At 45.9% G+C, this 26,386-nt stretch carries 20 protein-coding genes and 1 pseudogene; 5 read left to right on the plus strand and 16 right to left on the minus strand.

Annotated features, from left to right (window positions below):
* Positions 1 to 34: 34 nt before the first annotated feature.
* The 3 genes from MKY92_RS22470 to MKY92_RS22480 all read right to left on the minus strand — a co-directional run bounded on the left by MKY92_RS22470 (position 35) and on the right by MKY92_RS22480 (position 2,095).
* Positions 35 to 511 (minus strand): EVE domain-containing protein, encoded by a 477-nt coding sequence (locus MKY92_RS22470; RefSeq protein ID WP_339297703.1) that lies wholly within the window; start codon positions 509 to 511, stop codon positions 35 to 37.
* Between the two features lie 26 nt (positions 512 to 537).
* Positions 538 to 1,074, minus strand: coding sequence for a DinB family protein (locus MKY92_RS22475; RefSeq protein ID WP_339297704.1), 537 nt, complete (start codon positions 1,072 to 1,074; stop codon positions 538 to 540).
* Between the two features lie 73 nt (positions 1,075 to 1,147).
* Positions 1,148 to 2,095, minus strand: coding sequence for a YafY family protein (locus MKY92_RS22480; RefSeq protein WP_339297705.1), 948 nt, complete (start codon positions 2,093 to 2,095; stop codon positions 1,148 to 1,150).
* A 218-nt stretch (positions 2,096 to 2,313) separates the two neighbouring features.
* On the opposite strand from MKY92_RS22480, the gene MKY92_RS22485 reads away from it, so the two are divergent.
* Positions 2,314 to 7,650, plus strand: coding sequence for a hypothetical protein (locus MKY92_RS22485; RefSeq protein WP_339297706.1), 5,337 nt, complete (start codon positions 2,314 to 2,316; stop codon positions 7,648 to 7,650).
* Between the two features lie 103 nt (positions 7,651 to 7,753).
* On the opposite strand, the gene MKY92_RS22490 is transcribed toward MKY92_RS22485, so the two are convergent.
* Positions 7,754 to 11,293, minus strand: coding sequence for an S-layer homology domain-containing protein (locus MKY92_RS22490; RefSeq protein ID WP_339297707.1), 3,540 nt, complete (start codon positions 11,291 to 11,293; stop codon positions 7,754 to 7,756).
* A 608-nt stretch (positions 11,294 to 11,901) separates the two neighbouring features.
* On the opposite strand from MKY92_RS22490, the gene MKY92_RS22495 reads away from it, so the two are divergent.
* Positions 11,902 to 12,657 (plus strand): hypothetical protein, encoded by a 756-nt coding sequence (locus MKY92_RS22495; protein WP_339297708.1) that lies wholly within the window; start codon positions 11,902 to 11,904, stop codon positions 12,655 to 12,657.
* Between the two features lie 24 nt (positions 12,658 to 12,681).
* The gene (locus tag MKY92_RS22500) at positions 12,682 to 12,858 is read left to right on the plus strand and encodes a hypothetical protein (protein WP_339297709.1); all 177 of its coding nucleotides are present in this window, start codon (positions 12,682 to 12,684) and stop codon (positions 12,856 to 12,858) included.
* Positions 12,859 to 13,309: 451 nt separating this feature from the next.
* Here MKY92_RS22500 and MKY92_RS22505 read toward each other — a convergent pair whose 3' ends face one another.
* Positions 13,310 to 13,450, minus strand: coding sequence for a hypothetical protein (locus tag MKY92_RS22505; protein ID WP_339297710.1), 141 nt, complete (start codon positions 13,448 to 13,450; stop codon positions 13,310 to 13,312).
* 63 nt (positions 13,451 to 13,513) lie between these two features.
* Here MKY92_RS22505 and MKY92_RS22510 point away from each other — a divergent pair, with 63 nt between their 5' ends.
* Positions 13,514 to 14,278 (plus strand): SDR family NAD(P)-dependent oxidoreductase, encoded by a 765-nt coding sequence (locus tag MKY92_RS22510; RefSeq protein ID WP_339297711.1) that lies wholly within the window; start codon positions 13,514 to 13,516, stop codon positions 14,276 to 14,278.
* A 25-nt stretch (positions 14,279 to 14,303) separates the two neighbouring features.
* Here MKY92_RS22510 and MKY92_RS22515 read toward each other — a convergent pair whose 3' ends face one another.
* From MKY92_RS22515 to MKY92_RS22550, 8 genes and pseudogenes are all read right to left on the minus strand, one after another.
* A complete protein-coding gene (locus tag MKY92_RS22515) occupies positions 14,304 to 15,131 on the minus strand; it encodes a sugar phosphate isomerase/epimerase (RefSeq protein ID WP_339297712.1) in 828 nt (275 codons plus the stop codon).
* A 147-nt stretch (positions 15,132 to 15,278) separates the two neighbouring features.
* Positions 15,279 to 15,428, minus strand: a pseudogene (locus tag MKY92_RS22520) (LLM class flavin-dependent oxidoreductase); the annotation flags it as partial.
* 152 nt (positions 15,429 to 15,580) lie between these two features.
* Positions 15,581 to 16,024, minus strand: coding sequence for a GNAT family N-acetyltransferase (locus tag MKY92_RS22525; protein ID WP_339297713.1), 444 nt, complete (start codon positions 16,022 to 16,024; stop codon positions 15,581 to 15,583).
* A gap of 244 nt (positions 16,025 to 16,268) precedes the next feature.
* Complete coding sequence (locus tag MKY92_RS22530) at positions 16,269 to 17,168, minus strand: ROK family protein (RefSeq protein WP_339297714.1); 900 nt, start codon at positions 17,166 to 17,168, stop codon at positions 16,269 to 16,271.
* A 28-nt stretch (positions 17,169 to 17,196) separates the two neighbouring features.
* Positions 17,197 to 18,669, minus strand: coding sequence for a glycoside hydrolase family 32 protein (locus MKY92_RS22535; protein ID WP_339297715.1), 1,473 nt, complete (start codon positions 18,667 to 18,669; stop codon positions 17,197 to 17,199).
* Between the two features lie 25 nt (positions 18,670 to 18,694).
* A complete protein-coding gene (locus MKY92_RS22540; protein ID WP_339297716.1) occupies positions 18,695 to 20,302 on the minus strand; it encodes an ABC transporter substrate-binding protein in 1,608 nt (535 codons plus the stop codon).
* A 55-nt stretch (positions 20,303 to 20,357) separates the two neighbouring features.
* On the minus strand, positions 20,358 to 21,239 hold the full coding sequence (locus MKY92_RS22545) for a carbohydrate ABC transporter permease (protein WP_339297717.1): 882 nt from the start codon (positions 21,237 to 21,239) through the stop codon (positions 20,358 to 20,360).
* 16 nt (positions 21,240 to 21,255) lie between these two features.
* Positions 21,256 to 22,116 carry an ABC transporter permease subunit gene (locus MKY92_RS22550; RefSeq protein ID WP_223200008.1) on the minus strand — a complete coding sequence of 287 codons (861 nt, stop codon included), beginning with the start codon at positions 22,114 to 22,116 and terminating at the stop codon, positions 21,256 to 21,258.
* A gap of 540 nt (positions 22,117 to 22,656) precedes the next feature.
* Between MKY92_RS22550 and MKY92_RS22555 the strand changes: the two genes are divergently transcribed.
* Positions 22,657 to 23,733, plus strand: coding sequence for a LacI family DNA-binding transcriptional regulator (locus MKY92_RS22555; protein WP_339297718.1), 1,077 nt, complete (start codon positions 22,657 to 22,659; stop codon positions 23,731 to 23,733).
* Positions 23,734 to 23,856: 123 nt separating this feature from the next.
* Here MKY92_RS22555 and MKY92_RS22560 read toward each other — a convergent pair whose 3' ends face one another.
* The 3 genes from MKY92_RS22560 to MKY92_RS22570 form a co-directional block, all read right to left on the minus strand.
* Positions 23,857 to 24,675, minus strand: coding sequence for a purine-nucleoside phosphorylase (locus MKY92_RS22560; protein WP_339297719.1), 819 nt, complete (start codon positions 24,673 to 24,675; stop codon positions 23,857 to 23,859).
* A 164-nt stretch (positions 24,676 to 24,839) separates the two neighbouring features.
* Positions 24,840 to 25,010 (minus strand): hypothetical protein, encoded by a 171-nt coding sequence (locus MKY92_RS22565; protein ID WP_179088539.1) that lies wholly within the window; start codon positions 25,008 to 25,010, stop codon positions 24,840 to 24,842.
* A 198-nt stretch (positions 25,011 to 25,208) separates the two neighbouring features.
* Complete coding sequence (locus tag MKY92_RS22570; RefSeq protein ID WP_339297720.1) at positions 25,209 to 26,210, minus strand: endo-1,4-beta-xylanase; 1,002 nt, start codon at positions 26,208 to 26,210, stop codon at positions 25,209 to 25,211.
* Positions 26,211 to 26,386 lie beyond the last annotated feature (176 nt).

Below are 26,386 nucleotides of genomic sequence, written 5' to 3' on the forward strand. Positions count from 1 at the left end.
GGCCCACAGACAATCTATGGGCTTTCTCATTTGGTTAACATGTCTGGTTTAAGCTAACATCCAGTAGTGATTGTGTCTCATCTTCCAACATCGCGGAAGCTATCATCATGAAGTCTTCAGCCCCAATCTCAAAATGGCCTTTGCGAAATGGAAATCCCCAATTCCGATTGCCGCGTGTAAAAGTGAGTTGGTCTAACAAGGTTGCAATCTTCACTTCTCGGCATGGAAGATAACGGAGATCTCGGCGAAAGGGTACAAATGATTCCGACATCTGAAATTGGTAAACCCTGTTGTCGATAATCTGACCAATAGCGGTAAACGCCTGAAGTGGCTTCCCTGTTGATATCTCTGTACGTGGAGAATAGTATATCATCCAGTCACCTGGGGACATCTGTCTCAACATTGCCGACTTGCCATGGCACAGCTGCGCAAACCCTCCCTCTACGGCTACATTCACATGAGAAGCAGATACAACACCAATCCAATATCTGCTGTCCTGATATGGTTTCATAGATACATCCCATCCTATTCTCTCGTTTACATCTCCAGATTCGATATCAATCGATCCAATTGTAAAAAATGATGTCTGTAGTGCATTTCTATCAATAAAAACCACTCCTTAGCGTTTAGAGCGCCAAGCCTTGGATGGCGTGTTTTGTTTTTTACCGATGCTTGGTTTACAAGAGGTTCTGTACTCCTCATCCGGTCCACGACCATGTGAAGACCATTGATCAACGAATCCTTGCTCTCGGGTGGTTGCGGGGTGTACTGCGGGGAAGCAGGAACCTTTACGGGAATAGGAGGGAATTGTCCTAATTCAAACACTTGCCTACCTAATTCTGTTTTTTCCTCATCCGAGTTTAACGCCGAATCCTTGCTGCTCAAACACTGCTCAACATTATGAAGATGCATGAAAAGCGCTGATTGAATCAAATGTACATACATCTGTCCAATGGACCATTCCTCCTCACTCTGTTTTTTATGTAAGCTATCCATATCCAATTTGTTCAGTTCTGCCAAATATCGTTCTACTGCAGTTTCCAATGATTTCAATGCTTCCGTTGTACTTCTCATCCTTCAACCAACTCCAATTCCTCTTGATCTGTGATATATCCAAGTATAAAAAAACACTACTGACAGGTGTATGTCAGTAGTGTTTTAAGATGTTTTTGGCGACTTCCTGCATTCGAAAGCGTAAAGATTCCGGCTCCAAGACCTCGATATCCCCACCCCAGCCAAGCAAATAATGCAATATTTCCTCCGGATAGCGGACACGAAAATGAAAAATCACACCATCCTCTTCCTCCTCAAATGCATCCATATAGAAATGAAGGGCCTCCATAATTTTGTCAGCAATCTCAGGTTTAGCCCGAATGAATACGTGTTCGTTACGGTCGTCAGGAGGTCGATAACTGTTTAGATCAAAATCAGGGGGCAAATGGAAGTGCTCCTCCAGCTCTGAAAGTTCAGTCATACGTGACAAACGAAAATGACGAATGTCTTGCCTTAGATCACAACGTGCGATCAATACCCAATTCTCCTGGACAAGCGAGAGTCCATAGGGTGAAACCTCACGCATGTTATACCGATTGCCATCCGCTCCCGGCATTTTTTTCATGTACATAAAGCTGATCTTACGTTGCTCCAAAATGGCGTTACGAATCTGGTTAAGGTATGTCTTCACCCTCACTCGGGTTAAGGGTTCAAGCGTATGAAGCGTTCGCATCGTTTCCCGGACACGTGTGGACTCGTTAAGAACGGATTCAGGTAAGATGGCTTCAATTTTCCGTTGAGCCGATTTAGCCTGCATCGCGTATTCCGTATCCAATCTCTGTTCAATAAAATCAGCTCCCATAAGCAGGGATACCGCTTCTTCTGCGCTGAAGCTTACCGGGGGCAGAAAATATCCTTCCATCAAGGAATACCCATGACCCGGGGCTCCCATGATCGGAACGCCAGCTTCACTTAATGCCTGGATATCTCGATATATCGTACGTACACTTGTCTCGAATTGAGCCGCTAAATCTTCTGCTCTTAACATCTTTCTTCGCTGCAATTCAAGCGTAATTGCAAGCTGCCGCTCCGTTTTGTTCATGTTCCAAGCCCCCACCGTTTCATCATCCAGATAACTTATTCTATCACAATAACTTGTCCTCTTGACTTCTGATGAGAACTGGCAGAATTAAAGATAGCATAAATACAAAAAATCACAAATTTCCGTTCCTGCTCAACATTAAGCCTGTACTTCCACATAATTTTTTTGCGCACAAATATATTGATTAAAGCGACTTTGTGATGAAGGGTGTGAGATGAGTGGCTTTTATTGAAAGGTATGTGATCAATGATACTGGTGCCGTAACATTCACAGGTAACACTTTGGGGCTAAGCCGGTCCAATACGGTGGGTGTTCCCGGTACGGTGGACAGTATTGGAGGGTACATCATCACGGATACCAACGTGCAGTTCGGCTCCTATCCACCTGGAACCACCAACGTATTTCAGAACAACAGCTCAGCTGCTGTTCTCAATCTGCCTGTGGGAAGTACTGTTCTCTATGCGGAACTAATCTGGGGTGGAACATTCATTGATAATCAGGAGAACAATTCGGCTTTTATTAACAAAGACGTCATTCTGACCACACCCGTCGGAGTAACCACCGTCTCTCCCGATCCAGCCACAGCGAGAGAAGTTCTACTTTCAACAGCATCTGGATTTCCAAGAACCTTCGCTTATGTAAGATCATCCGACGTAACGGATCTGATTCGGGCTGGTGGGGCAGGTACATATGTGACAGGTGGCGTAGTTGGGACTTTGTCCATTCCTGATCCCACTTCCAATCATGCGGGTTGGACACTTGGCGTCGTTTATCGTAATCCCGCTCTTCCCCTGCGTAATCTCTCGATTCGGGTAGGTGCCGAAGTCATTCTTTCGACATCAGGTCCGGTTACTACACCGATTGAGGGCTTTGCAACACCATTTTCTGGCCCTCTGGCTGGCAGAGCCTTACTCGGAGCTCAAGAGGGAGATGCGAACAAAACGGGAGATCAGGCTTTGTTTGGTCCCACCGTCTCCAATCTAAGGGCATTATCCGGTCCGAACAATTTCGCAACGAATTTTTTCGCCTCCCAGATTAACGGAGATACCGGCGCATTGGACACCACGGGCACCTTCGGCAACCGGAATCAGATCAACGGGACGCCTGGGACGAATATTGTGGGCGGACGACAAGGATGGGACATTACTAACGTGGATGTCAGTACTACACTTGTGAACACCCAAACCTCTGCTTTACTGCGTTTAACAACTTCGGGCGACGGATACTTGGTTGATTCCTTTGCCCTGCAGATCAATATTAATACCCCTGTGATTACTGCCACGAAGACCGCGAGTGAACAGAATGCAATTGTCGGAGATACGATTACGTACTCGGTGCTTGTGGAAAACACATCCGTTTCGGACGCTACCGATGTGGTGGTGTTCGACAACATTCCTGCGGGAAGCTCCTTTATACCCGACACAGTTACCATTGATGGGGTATCACAGCCGGGAACGGAGCCCCTAACCGGAATTTTTGTCGGCTCACTTCCGGCAGGCACTTCGGCTGTCGTAACATTTCAGGTGCAGGTAACCTCATTGCCTACGCCCCCTCGTCTGTTTGACCAAGCGAAAGTCGGTTATACAGCACCTACCGTTCCGGATGGCCCCATCATCTCCAATGAGGCTCCGTCTAACGCGGTCACCATCCCTGTCTTTCAACCGGACATTACGATTGAGAAAAGCGCAGATACAGCGAATGCACTGGTCGGCAGCACGGTTACGTACACGCTGGTCGTAACGAATGTCGGAAATATTGATGCGGTCACCACCGTAACTGACCCGATTCCTGAAGGCTCCAGTTTTGTACCAGGAAGCGTTACAGTTAACGGGACTGTGCAACCCGCAGATGATCCCGTTGCTGGAATCAACGTTGGAAATGTAGCCATTGGTGATACGGTAACCGTCACATTCCAGGTACTCGTGAACGGACTGCTGCGCGGGTTTGACTTAACGAATCAGGGTACCGCCAACTATACCTCTCAACTGCCTGATGGGCGTGTGATTACAGACACATCTATTTCCAACATCGTAACGGTGAGGGTATCGACTCCGATGGTCAGTGTCACCAAAACAGCCAGTGCCATTGATGCTGTTGTAGGAGATACACTAACGTACACCGTAGTTATCACCAATTCAGATACTGATCCGATTGACAACGTTGTATTTGCAGATGCCATTCCAATCGGATCGGCATTTATTCCCGGCAGTGTAACCATTGATGGAATCGTTCAGCCCACAGCAGATCCGGCCACAGGGGTTAATCTTGGAACGATTGGTCCCGGTGTGTCTGTCACCGTCACATTCAGTACTAACGTTATTTTCTTACCCGATCCGCCCGAGCTGGCAGATCAGGCACAGGTTACGTTTACGAGTGGCCCGTTCGAGCAGGCATCCTTCTCTGATCCTCTGATCATACCCGTATATCAGCCGATCATTACAACAACCAAAGATTCCGATCCGACCTTTGCAACTGTTGGTCAAACGTTAACGTTCCAATTCAATGTCACGAATTCCGGCAATATCGCCGCAGACGCGACACTGACGGATATAATTCCGCCTGATGCTGCCTTTGTACCAGGGACCGTGATAGCCAATGGCATTCCATTGCCTGCGGCTAATCCTAATCCAGGTATTCCTTTAGGAACGCTGGCTCCGGGGGAATCCCTGTTTGTTACATTTCAGATTATCGTGAATACACTGCCTGCCAATCAGCAGTTAACGAATCAGGCAACGACGGAATATACATTTAGTCCACCCGATGGGCGTGTCATTCCGGGAAGCTCCCCTTCCAATGAAATCAACATACCGATATCATCTCCAGACCCGATTGTAACCAAAAGCGCTGATGTGATTGATGCTGTGGACGGAGATGTGATCACTTACACCATCGTTATCGACAATATTGAAAGCTTCACGGTTAATAACATCATTTTTACGGACCCGATCTCAGCCGGCTCCGTTCTTGTTCCAGATAGTGTAACCTTGGATGGTGTGGCCATTCCGGGAGCTGATCCTTCCGCCGGTATTAATATCGGCAGCATTCCCGGAAATAGTCAGGTTGTCGTTACCTTTCAGGTGAGTGTTACCGATCTGCCCGTGCCTCTGCCCAATCCTTTTAACTTGACAGACCAAGCAACCATCAATTTTATTGTCGGAACAACCGTTATAGAGAATTTGTCCAATATAGTGACCATCCCCGTATATAGTCCAATTATTAATATCGAGAAATCCGCTTCCGAATCTATTGCGGTTGTGGGAGATACCATTACCTATACCCTGATCGTAACCAACACGGGGAATTTGAATGCGGATGTCATTTTATTTGACCCGTTGCCCCCAGGAGAGACGTTTGTTCAGAACAGTATATTCATAAACGGGAACCGATGGAGTGGAACCAATCCATTGGATGGGGTTGTCATTGGTACCGTATCACCCGGCTTTCCGGTCGTTGTCACTTTCCAGGCTGCAGTCACATCTTTACCTGATCCGCCTGTATTGAACAATCAAACGAGAGCCGATTATGTTGCCCTTGTACCCGATGGTCGAATTCTCAGTGACAGCGTATTATCCAATATCGTCTCCATCCCGGTTACGGCTGAGAATATTATATCCGTATTGAAATCAACACCTGCCCAGCATGTTCAGATAGGGGAAATAATCACTTATACGATTTTGATCGAAAATAATGTATCGACGCCCATTACCAATGTTGTGCTTACGGACCCGATCCCGGTCGGTACCACATTTGTTCCAGGAAGTGTTACTGTAGATGGCACCGTTACCCCTGACGCCGATCCGTCTACAGGCATAACGATCAGTTCGATCCTGCAAAATGATTCAGTAGCCGTCACTTTTCAAGTCATAGTTAGTGACAGTGTTATTAACGAACCTATGCCTGTCCTTGTAACCAATCAGGCGCAAGTCCGATTCACCACAGGAGATTTCACAGATACCGTGGAGTCCAATGCAGTGACAACCCCTGTAGATCTCCCGATCATCACCATTGTTAAAGCGGCAAGCACTCAAAATGTACAGATTGGAGATACGGTTCAGTACCTGTTTACTGTCCGTAATTCAGGTCCAGTTCCAGCCCAGGTGACCTTGTTCGATATATTGTCATCCAATACGACCTTTGTGCAGGGAAGTGTCGTATCCAGTGGCAGCCCTTTACCCTCAGCCAACCCTGTTACTGGCATTCCATTGGGAACGATTGCTCCAGGGCAGCAAATTGAAGCAGCATTCTCGGTGACCGTTACCTCCATACCTCCAAGTTTGGAGATTATAAATCAAGCGACTGCAAGCTTTACTTTCCTTACCGCAGACGGACGAACACTAACGGGCAACTCACAATCGAATTCCATTATCCTTTATGTAAACAATCCCAATGTATCTATTAACAAAACGGCGAACAGACCTGATGCCTTACCTGGTGATGTCATTACCTATAGCATTCTTATACGCAATAATAACCGATCACTCATAAGTTCGGTTGTATTAACCGATCCTGTTCCTCAAGGAACATCATTGGTAACGGGCAGTGTAGTCGTTAACGGAGTAGCGGCACCGTTGGGAAACCCTGCGACCGGAATCAATCTCGGCATTATTCCGCCAGGAGGCACCACGGTGTTGTCCTTCCAAGTCAGAGTAAACGCAAACACTACGCTTTCACTAATTACAAATCAGGCGAACCTTCGCTATACGTTGGGACAGACGATTTTTACACTCCAATCCAATCCCGTCAACGTACTCGTAACTTCCACTTCGCCAACACAGATTACCCTTCAAAAAACAGCAGATAAAACTTCAGTAGTTGTGGGCGACACCATCACATACCAGATCGTCGTTACCAATACGGGAAAACCAATCGTTCAGGTTACGATTACCGACCCAATTCCGACTGGAACCCGATTCGTTGAGGGTAGTGTAAGGTTGGACGGACAACTGGTTGCTGGAGCTCATCCAGCCGCGGGCATTTTCATTGCATCCCTTCAGCCGGGGCATAGCGCAAGCATTACGTTTGAGGTTATCGTCATTAACCAGCCCGTAAACGGAAGTATCCTTAATCAGTTTACAGCCAAATTTCAAGCTCAGGGTCAAGCCACAGTTGGGTCACTCCAATCCGAAACAGTGGTTATTCCGAGTCGTTTGCCACAGCTCACCATTGTCAAAAGTGCAAACAAATCTGAGGTTGAAGTCCATTCCCATCTCCGTTACAAAATTTTGATTCATAACGCAAGCTCATTGCCAGCGATAGATGTCATTCTGAAAGATGTACTCCAAGCGGAGTCCACCTTTATTGCTGGCAGCGTGGTGGTTAACGGACAGCTCCAACCCGATGGAGACGTTGTGAAGGGACTTTCACTGGGGACAATCGCCCCAGGAGGGACGGTAGATATTCAATTTAATGTGCTGGTGCACAGCATACCTGAACACTGTCGATTGCTTAATCAGGCGTTATTACATTTTAACATTGCACTGCCCGATGGCAGTCTGCTTCCTTCTTTCCTGGCCTCCAATAAAACCGATGTGGAGATTATAGAACAGGAAGAATAAGCTGCACTGAGAGCAGACTTTTCATAACCTGCCCACATGCAAAATAAACAAAGGCCATCCTTGTCAGGATGACCTTCGTTTATTTTCATTTAATATTTTGCATTTACACGTGAAGCGCCAAAAGCAGTTTGTAGATCATCGTCACAGCTTCCGCTCGAGTCGTTTCACTGCCTGCACGAACCGTATGGTCCGTATATCCGCTAACAATCTTCGCCTGCACCGCTGCATCCAGTGCTTCTTGTGCCCAAGACGGCGTCTGCGATGCATCATTAAAACTTGGTTTAACGGATGTATTGCCAGACATTCCGGCTTTTGCCTCCGAACTTGCTTTTAGCGCATTCGCCACCATGACTGCCATCTCGGCACGGGTAATGGTTCGATCGGGCTTGAATGTGTTATCGCCGTAACCTTTCACGATTCCAGCTTGCACGGCTGCGGCTATGTCGCTTTTCGCCCAGTTGGGCAGATTACCTTGATCCGCAAACGTTGTATCCGACTCCACGGACTTTAATGCCAGCGCCTTACTGAGCAACGTAACAAACTCTGCCCGGGTAATCTTCTTCGATGGTTGGAATGTTCCATTTGCGTACCCTTGAATCACGTTCATGCCCAGCAAACGATCTGCGTAGTCGGCAGCCCAGTGTCCACTCAGGTCAGACAGATTCAAGGGTGCATAGCTTGACACAACGAATGTGCCCAGATGATTCACATTGGCCGTTATGCTTCCAGCTGTATCCGTCTTGCCACCGATGAATACCCAGCTCTGACGAGCTTCATTATAATAGTAGATTGCAGGTTGAGTGCCATTCGGCAGATCTGCCGAATCCACTTTCAAGCTCAATGCCGCCTGATCATTCAACGTTCTTCCGCCACTGCGACTAATCTGTACAGCTTGTCCAAGTACATTCAGGGAAGCAGTATTCTGCAACTTATCCTTGGCAACCACAGACACTTGCAACGTATCCTTGGAACCAATGGCTCCCGCTGGAGCGTTGAATTGTACGATGTCTTTCAGACCCGTTTGGACCGGCTGATTCGCTTCCACCTCAACCTTCACTTCAGTGGATGAATCTGCCCCCGTTTCCGGATTGGTTGGTGTAGTTGGAACGGTAGGCGTTGTTGGCACACTTGGTGTGTTTCCTCCAGAATTCCCACCAGAGTTGCTTCCAGTACCTCCACCTGAACCCCCGCCACCATTGCCTGAGCGGGCTTGTACAGTCACAGTACGGATAACTTCCTGTGCCGCATTACCAGCGATATCCTTCACGTTATACCTAAGGGTGTAGATTCCTGCCGCTTGTGTGTTCACCGTGCCATCCACCTGCACGGAACCACGGATGCCGACATTATCGGAAGCCTGTGCTCCAGGCTCGTTGTATGTATCTCCTACGTTCAGCGTCATCTGGCTACTACCTTGCAGGGTGATGACGGGAATCTCACGGTCTATTTTAATGACCAGAGGTAAAGTATACGTTTGTTCCAGATCATCTGTTGCTCGGAATAAAAGGTTGCGCTCTCCCGGCTCCGTTACCTCCAAAGGTGTATTCTCTGTATAAAGTTCATACGTCTGCCCTCCATCACGGGACAACTCGATAATTGCGGAAGTAGCAGGCGCGTATACTGCGCTGGTTACACTAACCGTTACAGACTGGTTCGTCCATGTATCCGTGTGATACGGCTGGCCGTCAGCGGTTGTCATGTTGCTTTTTAACACCAGCGCCTGATTATTCTTGCCTTCCACAATGACAGTGAACGTTTTGGGTTGTGACTCCGTGCCACGTTGCACGGTTGCCGTCAGTTCCAGTCGCTCATTATTGTCCGGTTGCGTTAGCAGCTTGCCTTCGTTATTCATTCGTTCCGGGTTGGAGCTGGACCAACTAATGGTTGCACCATGCTTTCCTTCAACAGGAAGGGTAAGGTCGGAAGTGACCGCGCTCAGATCACCCAGATCGATTGCTTGAATTGTATCGGTTACCGCCTGTGCATCACTATAAGGTGTGGCACTCATGAAAATTGGGTTGGAGTAGAACCACAGGTCGCGGTAGTTGCTATCATTAATTTGATTAAAACGGGTCGTTGCATCGGCTGTCGTATTTTTCGGATCAAGCTGCGGTTCACCATCGACAGTCTCACCGGTCACGTTCATGCCCAGATTCGTACCACGCAGGCGGAAATACTTGTCCTGGTCTGTAGCTTTGATCTTGTACGTGATGACATTATAGCCCTCGGCATCTGTCGTCCAATCGTTGGATGTGAAGGTAGCCAGTACTTTGGTGGAGTCGTTGGTGTCTTTGGTATATGCGGCTGTACCCTTCTGGGCCTTGGCTGTCACATCCCCAGCGATGAGATCAACGTGATCCACTACAGGTACTTGTCCAGCGGACGTGCCGCTGTTGATTGGATTTTCATAGTTATTGCTCGTCGTTGGACTCTTGAAGCGAATCTTCAGCTCTACTTCATCGCCTTGAGTCACATGAAGGTCTCCGCCCATCTCAACCTGAGCACCCGCTCCGGAAGCTGTAAAGTCCAGTGCGTTGATCAGGTCGCCGAATACGGAAAATGATTTCCCCGAACGCAGTCCATCCAGAACAGCCTGCATGCCTGTACCCTCAACCCAGGAATAAGTCTTGGCATATTCGCCCGGAAAATAGCCACTGGAATTCGTGCCAATCGTCTTGAAGTGATAATCCGAATTGCCATAGTTCCAGAAGTGACGTCCTTCTCCCAGCAATGCATCCCATAGTCCGCCAACCTTGGCGACCATATAGTCTACACCGCCGTATGTACGGTATTTGTATCCATCATCTGCGGTCGGATTAGCCACATTGTAGCTTGTGTTGTACCCTCCACGATCCGGTTCCATCTGGTTACCCAACATGCCTTCGATACCAAATACCACTTGTGGAGCCAGATCGTTGAAATCACGGAAGTCCGCGATGGTATATTTGTTTTTGCCGCGTGAAGGATGGTTGATCATCGCATAACTTGTCATTGGATAGTTCGTAGCGAGCCAATTGATGGCGGTTAAGGCATCCTGATGAGTGGTGTAGGCACGCCCTCCGTTCTGATCCCATTTGGCTACGTCATCCGCATTAAACAAGTTCGCTGCACGATTCGTGAAACGGTATTCGAATTCCTTGGCAGCATTCAGCGCTTCGGTTGAGTTCGGCTCATCCGTAAGAATCCCCACCCCAACGTGTTCATGTGTCGGCATGTCCCATTCGAAACCGGAGAAGATCGTTTTACCTGCATATTTGCCTGCATCCTGAAGTGCCTTGATCTGTGGTACCTGATATTCATTCATTCCTTGGGACATGGGTATTGACCCACTTGGAATGTCTACGCCGTTGTGATCTCGCTTGGATAACCGCAAATGATCCGTAAGCGCGATCCAGTCCAGCCCATATTTTGTTAAACCCGCATCGAGCACGTTCTCCAGTGAAACCTGTGCATCATCAGACTCAAACGTATGTACATGCAAATCTCCCGTTTGCCAAGAACCTGTTGCCGAGCTGTTGACTGGCGAGATATCTCCCACATCTGCATACGTTATCGCAGCAGGGAAAGCTCCCATGACCATCCCTGTAGCCAAGGGTATAAGTGTAAGTATAGCGAGCATTTTCTTGCCTTTATTAATGAACAAAATCATCCCACCACCCGTTCTGAGTTGTTGTGTCGGGAGTAAATATAAGAGACTTTTGGGGGCAGGGTCAACGGCCTGGAAGCATGTATTTAAAATTTTACATATACCTGCATTCTTTCATATTCCGTTAAAGGTTTTTCTAACTTATCCTAACGAAGTAATACTCTATACTGCTCCATATTGGGGGAGTGAATCTAGGGATAACGCTGCAAATAGGAGGTGATACAAAATTCAGAGATTGTTCACGATTCAGGAAAGTTCCACCACTGCTGTGGATCATTAGGAGGAGAACTGGCGTAGGCAGAATGATGAAGTGGAGAAGATAGTGGGTTTTGTAAAAAAATCAGGGTTACGCATACGCTGAGTATAGAAAAAAGCACCCACGAACCACAGGCATGATATGCCCTGAAGCCGCAGGTACCTTGGGTTGAGCGGGATTTTGTATCCACCTTTACATCTTTACTTTTGTGAACTGGGGACGAGTTGTTTGTGAAATTCGACCGATCTCCACTTTATATTTAAACTGGAAAAATACGATACATAAACCGATAATGTTGAAGATGGCTAACAACGCAAAGATCATTATTCATTGAAGGAGTTGCACACTTTTGAAAAGATTCTATCTAGGTTTTGGATTAACGATCATCGTTATCATTGGACTATTATCAAGCTCTACTCCAACAGAAGCAGCATCGAAGAAAGTAAACTCAAAATTGTCAGATGGAGGGACGTACTATGGTGAAGTTTTAAACGGAAAACCTCATGGTAAAGGAACCGCGAGATGGGAAGAAACCGAAGTTTACTCTGGAGATTGGGTGAGTGGTAAGCGGCAAGGAAAAGGCAAATATACATATACATTAGTTAAAGGTGGAGGTGTCCCCTTTGAGGATTACAATGAATCTAATATGGGCCATGGAACAGGTGAATTCACTACAAAAACCTACACCGGATCATGGATTAATGATACATATCATGGTAAAGGAAAAGAAATTACGCAATGGTTAGAAGTACAGTATCTTACTTCTGATGGCAAGGTTTACCCTGTACATGACCGTTACAACAACACCATTAACGATGGAACATTCAATCAGGGCAAGATGTCTCAGGGATATTACGCAATCCACTCTTCAGATACTGTCTCACTAGGATATACTGATCATACAACTACGATTACTCTCAAAAATGATTATTTCAACGAGAAGTTAACCGGGGATAAGGACTTTTTTGACACGATTATCAATTATAAAAAGAAAAACGGTTCTTCTGAAAAATATATTGGGATTAAACCATCCGAATTCTCCAAAGGTACATTAACTAGTGGCAAATTCACGGGGGTTACGCATCTAATCGATTATAGTAATTAAGTTAGTTATGCTAAACAAGTCATAATGAACGATAACGTATTAAAGGAGAATCACATAACATCTGCCGTCTTTGATAAAGATCGCAAGAAAATCATTAATGAATTCCTGCAAGCTATTAAGCCCTATTCAGTCAAAATCAATACCATCTCTGACGAGATTATATCGTTAAAAGACATTAACTATGAGGGAATGATTCCCTAGGTAGTGGAGGTCACAAAATGAGAAAAAAGCGATGGATTGTGAGCATAGTCATTTTGATTATCATACTTTTCATGAGCGAGTTGATGATGTTGTCCTCAGGAAAGGTTGGAGTTCTCAACATAACGCGGAGAGTTATTTCAGGTGCACCTCATGTTATCGTTCAAGGGCAGACACTGTCTTACCAAGGTAAGGTTCATTGGGAGGAAATCCAAAGTAGTATCGAAGAATATTCCGTAAGCGATGAAGGAACGGTCTTGTATAAAGCACTAGGCACCCCTGTCCCACCACCTTGGATATATGTGAGAAAAGGAAACCATCAGGGTTTCCGATATAAAATCCCGCAGCTTCCCTGGAAACTATAAAATGATCCGGGAACTTCACGAGCGGACATCACCAGATGTCCGCTTTTGCTATGAATTTGTAGTGTTCCTCTCACTTTTCTTCCAATCCGTTAAACTGCCGGAGCATGACGGTGAAACGCTCCAGGTTCCTTATCATCCCATCTGGATATACGGTCATAAAAAGCTGACTCCTTCTCCTTGAGCGCACCAACCGTCGATTGTTGACCAAGTTCCGTAAGAGATAGTAACACCCCGCGCCGATCCTTGGGGTCTTGCTCTTTGCTAACATATCCTGACTTAAAATCAAGGAAATCATGCCTTCTGCCAAAATCGAATTTTTCTATGGAGACTTGTCCTTACTGAGTGATGTAAAACGTGTTGGGCTGGAGATTGCAGCTGCTTATCCGCGTAAAGACGTACTTTTGAATAATGCCGGACTTCATGCTTTTGAACAGCGAGTCACGTCCGAAGGATATGCCGAGATGATTGCCGTCAACTATTTGGCGCCTTGGCTGTTAACGCACACATTGCAATCTTCCCTGATTCAATCCGGCCATGCCCGTGTCGTCAATGTTGCTTCTGAAGCTTCGCGGAATCACGGCACTCTGGTGTTGCCAGATGACTTAACGGATATCACTTCTTTTACTGCACGTGGTTCCTCTCCAATCTATGGAAAAACCAAACTGCTCAATATTATGTTTACTGGTGAACTAGCCAGACAATGGCGTGGAACCGGAATTCGCGTAAATGCCTTGAACCCTGGCTTTAATGTTACGGGTCTTGGACGAGAGCTATGGTTTGCAAGTGTGCTTGAACGCTTGTTAACCTTTTTGCACATCGGCGACCCGCACCGGGGTGCGGATATCATTACTCGGTTGGCTGTGGAATCGAAATATGGCGAGGTATCAGGAGGATATTTTAATGTGGGAACTGGAGCATCTATTGTTCCTATACATCCTGGCGGAGATGAGGCCATGCAAAACACTATGGATCGTTACGAAACAACTAATGAAAGATCACGGCGTGCTGGATTAATTGAACAAAAACAGGGGTGTTCCATAAGCCAGAAACATAGCTAGGAACACCCCTCCCTTTTTCAGTAAATTAGATTACCGCAAATACCTTGTCAAAACCTGCTTTCGTCTTAGCGAACAGTTCACTTGAACTTAAATTCGATGCCGGTGCCAGCACCTCCTGAGCCACCACACCGTTGTAGCCAATGGCCTTCAGATTCTTTAAAAAACCATTCAGGTCAATTACACCTTCCCCAGGATACAAGCGTTCGCCATCCTTCAATTCCTCGATCGGCAAATCGTAAGCGTCATTGATATGCACATGAACAATCTGCTCTTTCTTCAACTTCAACAGATCTTCCATCGGTAAACCATTCGTATGCCAGTGATAGGAATCTACGAGCAAACCTACGTTAGGCGCATGGATCGTCTCGATCCAGTCCAGCGTATCTTCCACACCCCAGATAAACGGATTCTTCCATTGCGTCCGCAAATGATGGCAGCCAACAAACTCCAGCCCTAATCGAATGCCGTAAGCGTCCAAGATATCTGCGCAGAGTCTCAAACGTTTCGTAGCCGCGGCCATAAATTGCGCTGCCGGTTGATCCGTTGAGGGTAAAATATACGTGCAACAGCTGTAACACTCCAGCGAAGCAGAAGCTTCTGCCATAGCGACCAACGATTGCAACCCCTCACGGAATTGTTCATCTGTCGTCCTCCACTCCACCGTCAGACCCGATGAACCAATGATCACCTGATTGCTTTCCAGCAGATGTTTCGCCCGTTCTTTGCCATACGTTTCAATCAATGAGAGCGGATTCAAATCTACAGATCCGAATCCGTGCTTGGCCGCATCGATGATATATTGTTCATCAGACTCGATGTTGCCCAGTCCCGCATTCGTTAACCCTCTAATCATCCCAATCTCCTCCTGTGACTCGTCTGGAATTGCAGCTTGTATATCGTATTCTTTATCATTTTATAATAGCAGTACTCTCCGAAAAAGAAACCATCAAAAAAAGAGCCGCAACAACGTTATATTAACGTCGTTACCGCTCTATCTTTTCTATTTCACAGCCTCTAGCGTATATTGGTTACGCGGAATCTCAAGACGCAGATTCTCTCGAAGCGTCTCATGTTCATACTCCGTGCGGAACAGTCCTCGTTCTTGCAGAACCGGAACAACTAGCTCCACAAAATCTTCCAAGCCATTGGGGCACCACACTACGGAAGCTGTTGCTACCGATCTTCCCAGTCCCAGGGAAAGGTTCGTCCTAGATGAATGCGTCTACTACGTAACCGTTACACTGACCACTGCGCAGTCAGAATGTAAATATGAAGCCAACTTTACTACGTATGGTGATCGTACTATTCCGACAATTGGACCGACATAAACACATCGACCTCATCTTCACTATCCAATATAAATCCAAATCGTTCATACAATCGCCGAGCAGGGCTTCCCTGCAAAACATTTAACATAACACGTTTCCCCTGAACTTCATCCTGTTCCAGCAGCATGTTCAGTACCTGAGTTCCTATTCTCTGGCCTTGATAATCGGGATGTATGTAGAAATGTTCCAATAGATATGCCTCAGACTTGGGCTTCAACGCTACACAACCCACCATTGATCCTTCAAGTTCGATAATCTGTGTCTGCGCAGGGTCGAATGTATTCCGGAAACGTTCACGTACCTTCACATCATCGTACCTTCCCAGTCTGGTTAGATCATCGTATAATACCAAGGCTCGCAAATCAGCGAGTTGCTCTTGGTCTGCCTGTACAGCTTGACGCATTGTTATTTGGTTCATTTGTTGAATTCCTTTCCAGTGGAGAAACGTTAGTTTTCGAATGTCTTATCGCACTATAGAACACTAAAAATCATACCTTTGGCAGCTCACTTGAGCAACATCGGATTTTAGAATGCACTATATTTTTCAAACATATTGAACTCCTCAAAAAAATAAAAAAGCCCAAAAAGGACGGTGCAGTCTTGCTTATACAAATAAGCGAACCCGCAGCCATCCCTTCTGGGATGTAGATTATTATAGAAAACTATGAAATATGTGAAGCTTGTGCTGCATGTTGTAATGCTTCCAAACCCAATGCTAACGCACCACATAGGCCTGCATGCTGGCCCAATCCGGGCTGCACAATATATTGGTCGATATGTTGCGTGATTGGGGCAGCATTTACATAACCATTAAGATTCCGCACTACCTGCTCCCGGATCATAGGAAACAGATGATCTTGCTGCATCACACCACCGCCCAGGATGATCTTCTGCGGCGAATGAAGCAAGATGGCCGTTGTAATCGACTCCGCAATGTAAAAGGATTCGATCTCCCACGCCGGATGATCTGCCGGCAGTTCACTGCCAGGGATCTGCCAGCGAGCTTCAATGGCTGGACCTGCTGCCATTCCCTCCAGGCAATCGCCATGATATGGGCATAATCCGGCAAAGTGATCGTCTGGATGGCGTCTTGTGCGAATATGTCCACCCTCGGGATGTAACAATCCATGGACTCGTTGGCCCCCTGCCACAAGTCCGACACCAACGCCTGTACCAATCGTGTAATATACACAGTTGTCCAGTCCTTGCGCCGCTCCCCACGTCACCTCACCGAGCGCGGCAGCATTCACATCCGTATCCCATCCAAAAGGAACCGGAAATTCATGCTTCAAGGTTCCAATCACATTACAGTTTCCCCACCCAGGCTTAGGTGTGGTCGTAATATAACCATAGGTGGGACTATCCGGTTGCAGATCAATCGGACCAAAGGAGCCGATCCCTATGGCTTCCACATCTTTATCCCTGAAATAGTCGATCACCTTGGCAAGAGTGGTCTCCGGATGTTCTGTTGGAAAGCTAATCCGATCTTCAATCTGTCCATGCTCATTCCCTACACCACATACAAACTTTGTTCCGCCCGCTTCTATAGCTCCAATACGCATCGTTCTGGGCTCCTTTCCTTCATTACAATTAACCTGTAGCCTTGGTTGGTGATATCTCATAGATATGAAGTGAAGAGAAGACCAGATCAGTATTTTCGGAATGAGCAGAGATGCCCTTGGAATCCCCATCCGGATAGATCAGATCCGTAATAACGGCCTGACCATCATTTGCAAATACCTCCACAGATGAATGATCTACAAAGATACGCAAACTTTGATTCCCATTTACATCTTTTAACTCAGCTGTATGGCGGCTCAGGAAATGTTCATGAAAATCGCCGATACCCGATCCACTACGATCGATATACACTTCCCCTCGGTTGGCGTCTACGCCAACGAGCGTTTCGTTGTCAGCTCCGCTTCTTAAGGCAAAATGAAACGACTGATCCTGAGCCCACTCTGCATGGATCTCATAGTTCACTAGTTGCAAAACGTTCAACTGCTCACTCACTTGCTGAATCGAAGCATCCTGTAGGGACAATACTGGCGTACGGGCTTGCTCAAGTTCACGTGCAGGACGTTGAATCAGTATTACTTCTCCGGCTCTTGTCTCCAGTGACAGCTCCCGTGCAATGGTCATTGCTCCACGATAATCATTGGTTGGCGTCTGATTGGCATACATCCAGTTGCTCATCCACCCCATGAACAAGCGTCTGCCGTCTTCAGCCGGAATGTCAGACCAACTAACTCCCGCGTAGTTATCCCGGCCATGATCAATCCAGCGAATCGCATGGGATGCTTCATCTGGGACAAATGTAGTTCCATCAAAATCTCCGGTAAAATATTGTGTTCTGGATCCTTCTATGAATGCAGGATCTGCACCGATGCTAACGAGCATCACCCATTTCACCTGCCCTGAATCTCCATCCACTGCAAGTGGGAACAGGTCCGGGCATTCCCACACGCCATCGTGTGAACCGATCCCTTCGCCAAATTCACTTCCTAGCGTCCAATCCTTCAGATTGTGTGATTGGTACAGACATACCGTTTGACCACAAGCGATAATCATAATCCATTCCTTGGTCTGCTCATGCCAGAACACTTTGGGGTCACGGAAATCAACAAAGGACTCATGCTTTAATACCGGATTACCCTCGTATTTAGTCCAGGTTCTGCCGTTGTCTTTGCTATACGCCAGACTCTGACGCTGAACAGGATGCTCATTTGGTACTTCCAGATGATGTGTAAAAATGGCTACCAATCCCGGCTCATCTTCGAAAAATCCAGAAGTATTGTTCCAGTCCACCACCGCACTGCCGGAGAAGATCATGCCATGTTCATCCGGTGCAAGAGCTACAGGAAGTTCCTCCCAAGTGACGAGATCTCGGGTTACCGCGTGACCCCAATGCATTGGCCCCCATGTAGTACCAAACGGATGATACTGATAGAACAAGTGATACTCCCCATTAAAAAACACCATGCCGTTTGGGTCGTTCATCCACTTCTCTTTCGGTGAAAAATGGTATTCATTTCTGTAATCTTGTTTAAGAATTGTCGACATTATGGTTTCTCCTCCGTACTTTTCTTTATTTGTTATTACGGTCATATCCCGCTTGTTTAATCTGTAGCCATTCTTGCAATCCAAGGCGATCCAGCTCTTTCAAGTAAGCATCCCATTCCTGATCTACTTTCCCGTTCTGATACCATTCTGTACGCAGACGTAACACGTAGGCGAAGAGATCGGTCTCAATCGTGGACAATCGATCCAGTTCATCAATGGAGAAGAACACACTTGGATATACGTTCTCCGCTTTCATATGCGGAACCATAACCTTGTCGAGAAGTTCCATCCGCCAAGCCGCATCTTCCGGTTTGGTTGTGTATTTGTCATAATAACTGTCGAGAATGGCCAATGGTCCTGCGATACTGGTTTTTTGTCTGAGTTCCACAGGTGCAGATCCTTCCAGTGGAAGATGCTTCAGCATCCCTTTGGATTCATCGAATTCAAAAATATTTTGCTGACTCTCGTCTCCATAGGTACCCCAGTTGTTCTGTACGGATTGGAGCGGATCGTACAATTGGTCTACCCACTTCGCTGTGGATTCCAGGTTTTTATTGCTGCTGGTAATGACCATGCGACCACGATCAAGCCCAATTCCGTTTGTTCTTGTGACATTGACCTCTCCGTTAGGCCCGGCAACCGGAGGCAGAACATCATACGTATCATTCATGCCTGTAATGTTAGCCTTATCCCATGTGAAGTACATGCCGTACTTATTATCCTTGCCTTTCGCCAGGTACGTGTTCCAATCCTGTTGGTACGATTCAACATCCACGAGGCCTTCCTTAACCAGCTCATGAATGTATTTAACCGCTTCCTTGTAGCCTTCATCAGCTGCCGTGAAGACCACTTTCCCATCATTGGTTACCACGGTATGATCCCAGTTCTCTCCGAGTCCAAATGCCGCAAAGAGAAATGTCAGATCTTCTCCGCCCGGTTTGTTAATGAAAGATAACGGAATTTCGTCTGCCTTACCGTTGCCGTTTGGATCTTGAGTTTTGAACGCGATCAATACTTCTTTCAGTTCTTCGGTTGTCGTTGGCATCTTCAGTCCAAGCTTGTTCAACCATTCCACATTAATCCAGGGCAAGTTATCCACTGACTGAATCCGTTGTTTGCCACTTCCGAGTTCTTCAATCCATGGGAATGAATAAATATGTCCGTCTGGAGCCGTGATCATGCTCTTGTATTCGGGAGCTTCCTCCAGAACCTTTTTTAGATTGGGCATGTGTTGTTCAATCATGTCCTCAAGTGGAATGATCGCCCCGTCCTTCGCCAGTTTCAGGAGATCATAGTCCCCGTAACCTGCATCAAAAATGGCATCCGGCAAATCACCGCTGGCAACCGCTAGGTTTCTTTTTTCTGCAAAGACATCACTCGTATAGTTCTTCCAGTTGATATGCACATTGGTTTTCTCTTCGAGTCGCTTGTTAATCAACTTGTCATTCGGATCAGCGGGAGCCAGCGGAGAGCTCTGTGTTATAAAATTCAATGTCACCTTGCCATCAGGGGATTGCGCCTCACTTGCCGCGCCGCCTCCACCCCCACCACAGGCGGTTAGAAAGAGCATTGCAGATAACATTGAAATGGACGCCGTTGTAACGGCTTTTCTGGACTTGTTCACTTTTTTCATAATAATGACCTCCATGAGTTGGATTGGATCAACTTACTGTATCGCAGGCTGTTCACTATTTGAGGGAACCGACCATGACACCTTTTTCGAAATACTTCTGGAAGAACGGGTACATGATGATGAGTGGCAGACTCGAAATGACAATCGCTGAGTATTTAATCATCTCGGAGAGCCGTTTCAGTTCTGCCATCGCAAGCTGATCACTGATCATGCCCGGTGCAGCCTGATTCTGAATCAGAATGGAACGCAGAACGAGCTGTAACGTATGCAGGTTCGGATTATCGAGATAGATCATTGCATCAAAATAGGAATTCCATTGCCCAACGAACGCATAAAGTGCGAGTACAAAAATGATCGGTTTCGACAACGGAATGACGATCTGGAAGAAAATCTTCATCTCAGAAGCGCCATCCACGTTTGCAGCTTCTTTCAGTTCCCGAGGGACTCCTTTGAAAAAGGTTCTGGAGAGAATGATGTTCCAGACGTTAACGGCTCCAGGGATGATGATCGCCCACACCGTATCGAGCATGCCGAGATTACGTATGAGTAGATAAGTCGGGATTAATCCCCCGCCGAAGAACATGGTAATGATAAAGATAATCATGAAAAATCCACGACCCGCGAGCCTATCATCCGACAATGCATAACCTGCAAATATGGATACGGTCACGGTGATCAGTGCAAAGGAAACCGAGTACAATACCGCATTTGCAAACCCCCGGATCATGGCTGGATTGGACAAAATCATCTGATATCCGTCCAGACTCCAGTCCGATACATTAAAGGACAGTCCACGATTCAGTAGCACCGTCGGGTCCATGAATGAGGCGATAACAATATAAATCAGGGGAACAACCACAACCAGTACAGCACAGGTGAGAAAGATGGCATTGAGTGTGAGGATCAATCGATCCATTCCCGTGTGTTTAACAACCATGGATAATACTCCTTTCCTAATAGAGGCCTTCGCCTTCATTCAATTTCTTCACAATCAGATTCACCGTCACCAGCAAAATCACATTGATCACCGAGTTGAACAATCCAACTGCCGCAGAATAAGCGTAATCTCCAGACTGTAGCCCCACCTTGTAGACATACGTGGCAATAATCTCGGAGGAAGGCAGGTTCATGGACGTCTGCATCAGATAGGCCTTCTCAAATCCAATGGACATAATCCCGCCAGCTGCAAGGATAAAGACGATGGCCATAATCGGACGAATCGTTGGAAGGTCAATGTGGCGAATACGCTGAAGGAGATTGGCTCCATCCAGATTAGCCGCATTGTGCAGCTCCGGATCAACGTTGGCCAAAGCCGCGACGTATATGATGGAAGCCCAACCCGCTCCAGTCCAGATATCGGACAAAATGTAGATCCAGCGGAAATATTCCGGTTCAGACATGAACATAATCGGCTGACCTGTAATCCATGTGGCTAATTGATTAATTGGCCCTGTCGGTGAGAGGAAGATGAACAGCATACCCACAACAACAACAACCGAGATGAAATTGGGTGCGTACAGAAACAATTGAATATTTTTCTTAATGCCAGCTTTGCGTACCTGATTCAGCATGAGTGCCAGTAAAATGGGCACCGGGAAACTGAATATCAATCCCAAAAAGCTGAGTTTAAGCGTATTCATTAAAATGATATCGAAATTGGGTGAAGCTATAAATTTCTCGAAATGCTTCAGGCCTACCCAATCACTACCCATGATGCCTTTGATCGGACTGAAATCCTTAAACGCAATGATGGCTCCGTACATCGGAATGTACTTGAAGATAAGAGTCAAAATTAAGGCTGGTGCAAGCAACATATATAAAAAGTAATTTTTTTTGAGTTGCTGCAACCTGTGACCGCTTGTCGTCCTCACTTTCAGTACCCTTCCTTCGCCCTTTTTGCTGTCGGCTATGTTATCCAACACGATACCCCCGTTCATTCTAGAAGTTGACAATTGTTTTCAGTAAGGGCTTTCAATATTTACAATTGCCTATTTGATAATTTACAATTTATCAGGTTTCAACGGATTTAGTCAATACGTTTTGTAAAAAAATTTTTGTGCATTTGATCATTTCATCTTTGCATTAATGTAACTAAAGAGGATTGAATTTGCATGTATACAGCACTGAATCGTTAATACCAGCCTAGATATTTCTATATCATTACTGTAATAGATCATCATTGTTACACTAGTTAACGAAACTTCTGGAACAATTATGAAAATAGAATTCACCTATCTAAATGTAAATGTAATTGTGCATTTGTAAAACAGAGATTGCTATTTGTCCCGTTCTATTATACATTTGACTTAGAGAAGAATATGGATGACTATTGATGATTAGAGGTGAAGCATTAGATGGCAAAGGAAAAAGTCACGATACAAGACATCGCTGATGCTTTGGGGATCTCCAGGAATACAGCTTCCAAAGCATTAAATGACAGCGGAAACATCCCGGATGAGACCCGAAATCGTGTAATTAAAAAAGCAATTGAACTTAAATATAAACAGTTTGCCTATATGGACAATGAGCATGTTCTAAGCAAGGCTCCGGGCAATATCGCCCTGTTAACTGAAAACCTGCCTAATACATCTCACTTTGGTTCGTTGTTAATCAGTGGTCTGGAGAAAAGAATCAGTGCGGAGGGATACAATCTCTCGATTCATATCGTGCGTGAAGACGATCAAGATACACTTACACTTCCCAACAATTTTGATATAGCCAAAGTAGACGGCATTATTTGCATTGAATTATTTGATTTGGAATATACACAGCTGATTACCGATCTGGGCATTCCCACCATCTTTATCGATTGCGCTTCCAACATATGTTATCCCGAATTCCAAGCAGATTTGCTACTCATGGAGAATGAACATAGCATCTACCAGTTAACCACAAAATTAATTGAGAGCGGCTACACAAGTATCGGATTCGTTGGAGATTACAATCACTGCAAGAGCTTTAATGAACGATGGGTTGGATATCACCGTGCTATGCTGGAGGCGGGGTTGCAGGTCGACCTGTCCCATTGCATCGTAGACAATGATCGCCTGTGTTTCTCCAAGCCAGGATGGTTGAACCAGCGAGTGGCAGAACTGGCATCCCTACCTTCCGCCTACGTATGCGCTAATGACTTTATAGCAGTTGATCTGATCAGGGCGTTAAAAGATAGAAATGTCGCTGTGCCACAGGATATTGCGATATGCGGATTCGATAATGCACCTCAATCTCGAATTATTGAGCCAGCATTAACGACGGTTCATATTTATAGCAATGAGATGGGCATTAAGACTGCGGAGATGCTATTATCCCGGATTAATAGCCCGACACAGCCGTATCAGGTCTCACACATTGTGACCAAACCCATCATCAGGGAGTCCACACCAGCAATCATGGCCGATCATTCTCAGATGATTCATAGTTCTGCAAAATAAAAAAAACGTATGTCTCACGAGTAACAGCTCGTGAAACATACGTTTTTTGGTGGTTTCGATTTGGTTGGATGAAAACTCTATCCTATCCATTCCATCACGGCCTAGATAAATCTCATCTCGCGATTAGATCTCTTTCAAGATGCCTTTTACAAGTCCGATAAAGGTTGTTTTCACTTGCGCAGCCACTTCAATAACTTCATCATGACTTAACGGCTGATCCAGAATACCACAGGCCATGTTGGTCAGACAGGAAATGCCTAGTACCTTCATACCGCCATGAATGGCAACAATGGCTTCAGGTACTGTGGACATACCCACTGCATCCGCACCCATCGTACGAATCATGCGAATCTCCGCTGGTGTCTCATATGCCGGGCCACTCCACCATGCATAGACACCTTGCTGCAGGCCAACATTCTGCTCTTCTGCAACCTTAAGAGCAATGCTGCGCAGTTCGCGATTGTATACCTCTGATACGTCTGGGAAACGAACACCCAGTTCGGCGTTATTCGGCCCCATCAACGGGTTATTGCCTACCAGGTTAATATGATCTGTAATGAGCATCAGTTGACCCGGCTCAAAGCTTGTGTTGATGGCTCCGCAGGCATTGGTGATAAGCAATTGCTCGACACCCAGCGCCTTCATGATCCGAACGGGGAAAGTCACTTCGTCTAGTGTAAAACCTTCATAATAATGAAGGCGGCCTTTCATCGCTACAACCGTTTTGCCCATCAGTTCACCAATAACCAATTCATTGGCATGACCAATAGCCTCCGATTGGGCGAAATACGGAATATCTGTATACGGAATAACGGTCGCATTTTCAATCTCGTCCGCGAGCGCTCCCAGTCCGGAACCCAGGATCATGCCTACGGCAGGTTTGGTATGGATTCGGTTTAATATGTAATCTCTTGCTTCCTGAATATGTGCGGATTGATGCATAATGATATCCTCCTGATGATCTGAATTGAGTAACGAAAACTGAGTTAATGAGGTGCTACTCATCAAGTGTAATGAACAATGGTCTTGATGTAAATGGAAGCTGTTCTATATACAATAAAAAAACGACCCTATGCTCCAGGATCGTTTAAAAACTTGGACATGTCCTAATCCAATGTATATTTGTTTCTACTCTTCATGTAATCGATTGTCATGATCAGCAACAGCATCAATGTAGCAAACATCAGCGGTTTGGCAAAAGTACCTTCTTCAAAAATATAATAACTAAATGTAAAATTTCCGGCAAAAGTAATTAAATAGTTTCGGATGTAATCCATCTTCTCATCTCATTTCAGGAAAGAATTTGGTTCACCATTTCTTCAACCCTATCATACACTTCCATTTAAATCCACATTTTCATCCTCCATACAAATCAACGCCTCAATCATGCACGAGATAGCCGTAGTGTACAATCTATATGGAGTACAGCAAAAAATCGGTCACATCGTGACCGATTCTCTTCATTTCCCTGATGTTCAGGACATAGGGTTAATGATACGCCAAAATGATTCCTTTGGCTGTAACTGCTGATCAAAAACAAAAGGCCAATTTTTGCGTCCGCGTACCGGGAAATGGTCAAGCCAAGTATAATTATCGGCCACTCCCCAGAATGTCACAGAGGTAATGGATGATTTATACTCACGGAACAAATTAAAGATTTCTTCATATCGACGCTCCTGTAACTCAGCCATCTCCGAAGTTGGCGCGGTGAGGTCCGTTCGACGATCCTCATAACGAAACACCGACATATCCAGCTCCGTAACATGTAACTGTACATCCAGTGAAGCATAACGCTCAATAGCCATTCGGATCTCCTCAATCGAAGGACCATGAATATTCCAATGCCCCTGCAACCCAATCCCGTGTACAGGCGCTCCCTTGTCCAGCAAAGACCGAACCAGATTGTAGATCTTCTCCCGTTTGACCGGATCTGTCTCATTGTAGTCATTATAGAAAAGAAGCGCATTTGGATCAGCTTCATGAGCCATACTGAACGCTTGCAGCAGATAATCTTCCCCCACCAGCTCTAACCACTTCGTATCCCGCATGAACAGGTCAGTCTTATCTTCAACAGCTTCATTGACGACATCCCACGCATATATTTGCCCCTTATACCGACCTACTACTGTATCAATATGTTGCTTCAAGCGAGATAATAGCAGCTCTCTGGAAGCAGGGGCACCTGAGGTATCCTCAAAGACCCATTTCGATGTTTGATTATGCCAGACCAAAGTATGTCCGCGAACCCCAATCCCTTGGGCAACAGCAAAATCAACCATTTTATCCGCCGCCTCAAAATTATAACGATCCTCTTCCGGGTGAATTTCTTCAAATTTCATCTGATTTTCAGCCGTGATGCTATTGAAGTGTTTGGCGATGAAATCCCCTTCGGACTGCAACATTCTGGTATGTACAGCAGCACCTATTTTGAACGTATTAGCGTACGCAGCATGTAGTGATGGAATTTCAGTTGGCATTTACAATTCCTCCCTGCCATTTTTTATCCATCATATCGTTTGTTGAATACGCTTACAATGAACAAATTATACTTCTTCCCCCTCATATTTAACTATTTATGATCCTGGGCCCTGTTCGCACAACAAAAACACCTCCACGTCTGTTCCACTGCTCATCGCAACAGAACATTTCTCGG

The organism is Paenibacillus sp. FSL R5-0623 (assembly GCF_037974265.1).
Taxonomy (GTDB): domain Bacteria; phylum Bacillota; class Bacilli; order Paenibacillales; family Paenibacillaceae; genus Paenibacillus.

Excerpts from the sequence above, each read along its gene's own strand:
- MKY92_RS22470 (WP_339297703.1), bottom strand. The coding sequence starts at position 511 with ATGAAACCATATCAGGACAGCAGATATTGGATTGGTGTTGTATCTGCT.
- MKY92_RS22475 (WP_339297704.1), bottom strand. The coding sequence starts at position 1,074 with ATGAGAAGTACAACGGAAGCATTGAAATCATTGGAAACTGCAGTAGAA.
- MKY92_RS22480 (WP_339297705.1), bottom strand. The coding sequence starts at position 2,095 with ATGAACAAAACGGAGCGGCAGCTTGCAATTACGCTTGAATTGCAGCGA.
- MKY92_RS22500 (WP_339297709.1), top strand. The coding sequence starts at position 12,682 with ATGAACGATAACGTATTAAAGGAGAATCACATAACATCTGCCGTCTTT.
- MKY92_RS22510 (WP_339297711.1), top strand. The coding sequence starts at position 13,514 with ATGCCTTCTGCCAAAATCGAATTTTTCTATGGAGACTTGTCCTTACTG.
- MKY92_RS22515 (WP_339297712.1), bottom strand. The coding sequence starts at position 15,131 with ATGATTAGAGGGTTAACGAATGCGGGACTGGGCAACATCGAGTCTGAT.
- MKY92_RS22525 (WP_339297713.1), bottom strand. The coding sequence starts at position 16,024 with ATGAACCAAATAACAATGCGTCAAGCTGTACAGGCAGACCAAGAGCAA.
- MKY92_RS22530 (WP_339297714.1), bottom strand. The coding sequence starts at position 17,168 with ATGCGTATTGGAGCTATAGAAGCGGGCGGAACAAAGTTTGTATGTGGT.
- MKY92_RS22535 (WP_339297715.1), bottom strand. The coding sequence starts at position 18,669 with ATGTCGACAATTCTTAAACAAGATTACAGAAATGAATACCATTTTTCA.
- MKY92_RS22540 (WP_339297716.1), bottom strand. The coding sequence starts at position 20,302 with ATGAAAAAAGTGAACAAGTCCAGAAAAGCCGTTACAACGGCGTCCATT.
- MKY92_RS22545 (WP_339297717.1), bottom strand. The coding sequence starts at position 21,239 with ATGGTTGTTAAACACACGGGAATGGATCGATTGATCCTCACACTCAAT.
- MKY92_RS22550 (WP_223200008.1), bottom strand. The coding sequence starts at position 22,116 with ATGTTGCTTGCACCAGCCTTAATTTTGACTCTTATCTTCAAGTACATT.
- MKY92_RS22555 (WP_339297718.1), top strand. The coding sequence starts at position 22,657 with ATGGCAAAGGAAAAAGTCACGATACAAGACATCGCTGATGCTTTGGGG.
- MKY92_RS22560 (WP_339297719.1), bottom strand. The coding sequence starts at position 24,675 with ATGCATCAATCCGCACATATTCAGGAAGCAAGAGATTACATATTAAAC.
- MKY92_RS22565 (WP_179088539.1), bottom strand. The coding sequence starts at position 25,010 with ATGGATTACATCCGAAACTATTTAATTACTTTTGCCGGAAATTTTACA.
- MKY92_RS22570 (WP_339297720.1), bottom strand. The coding sequence starts at position 26,210 with ATGCCAACTGAAATTCCATCACTACATGCTGCGTACGCTAATACGTTC.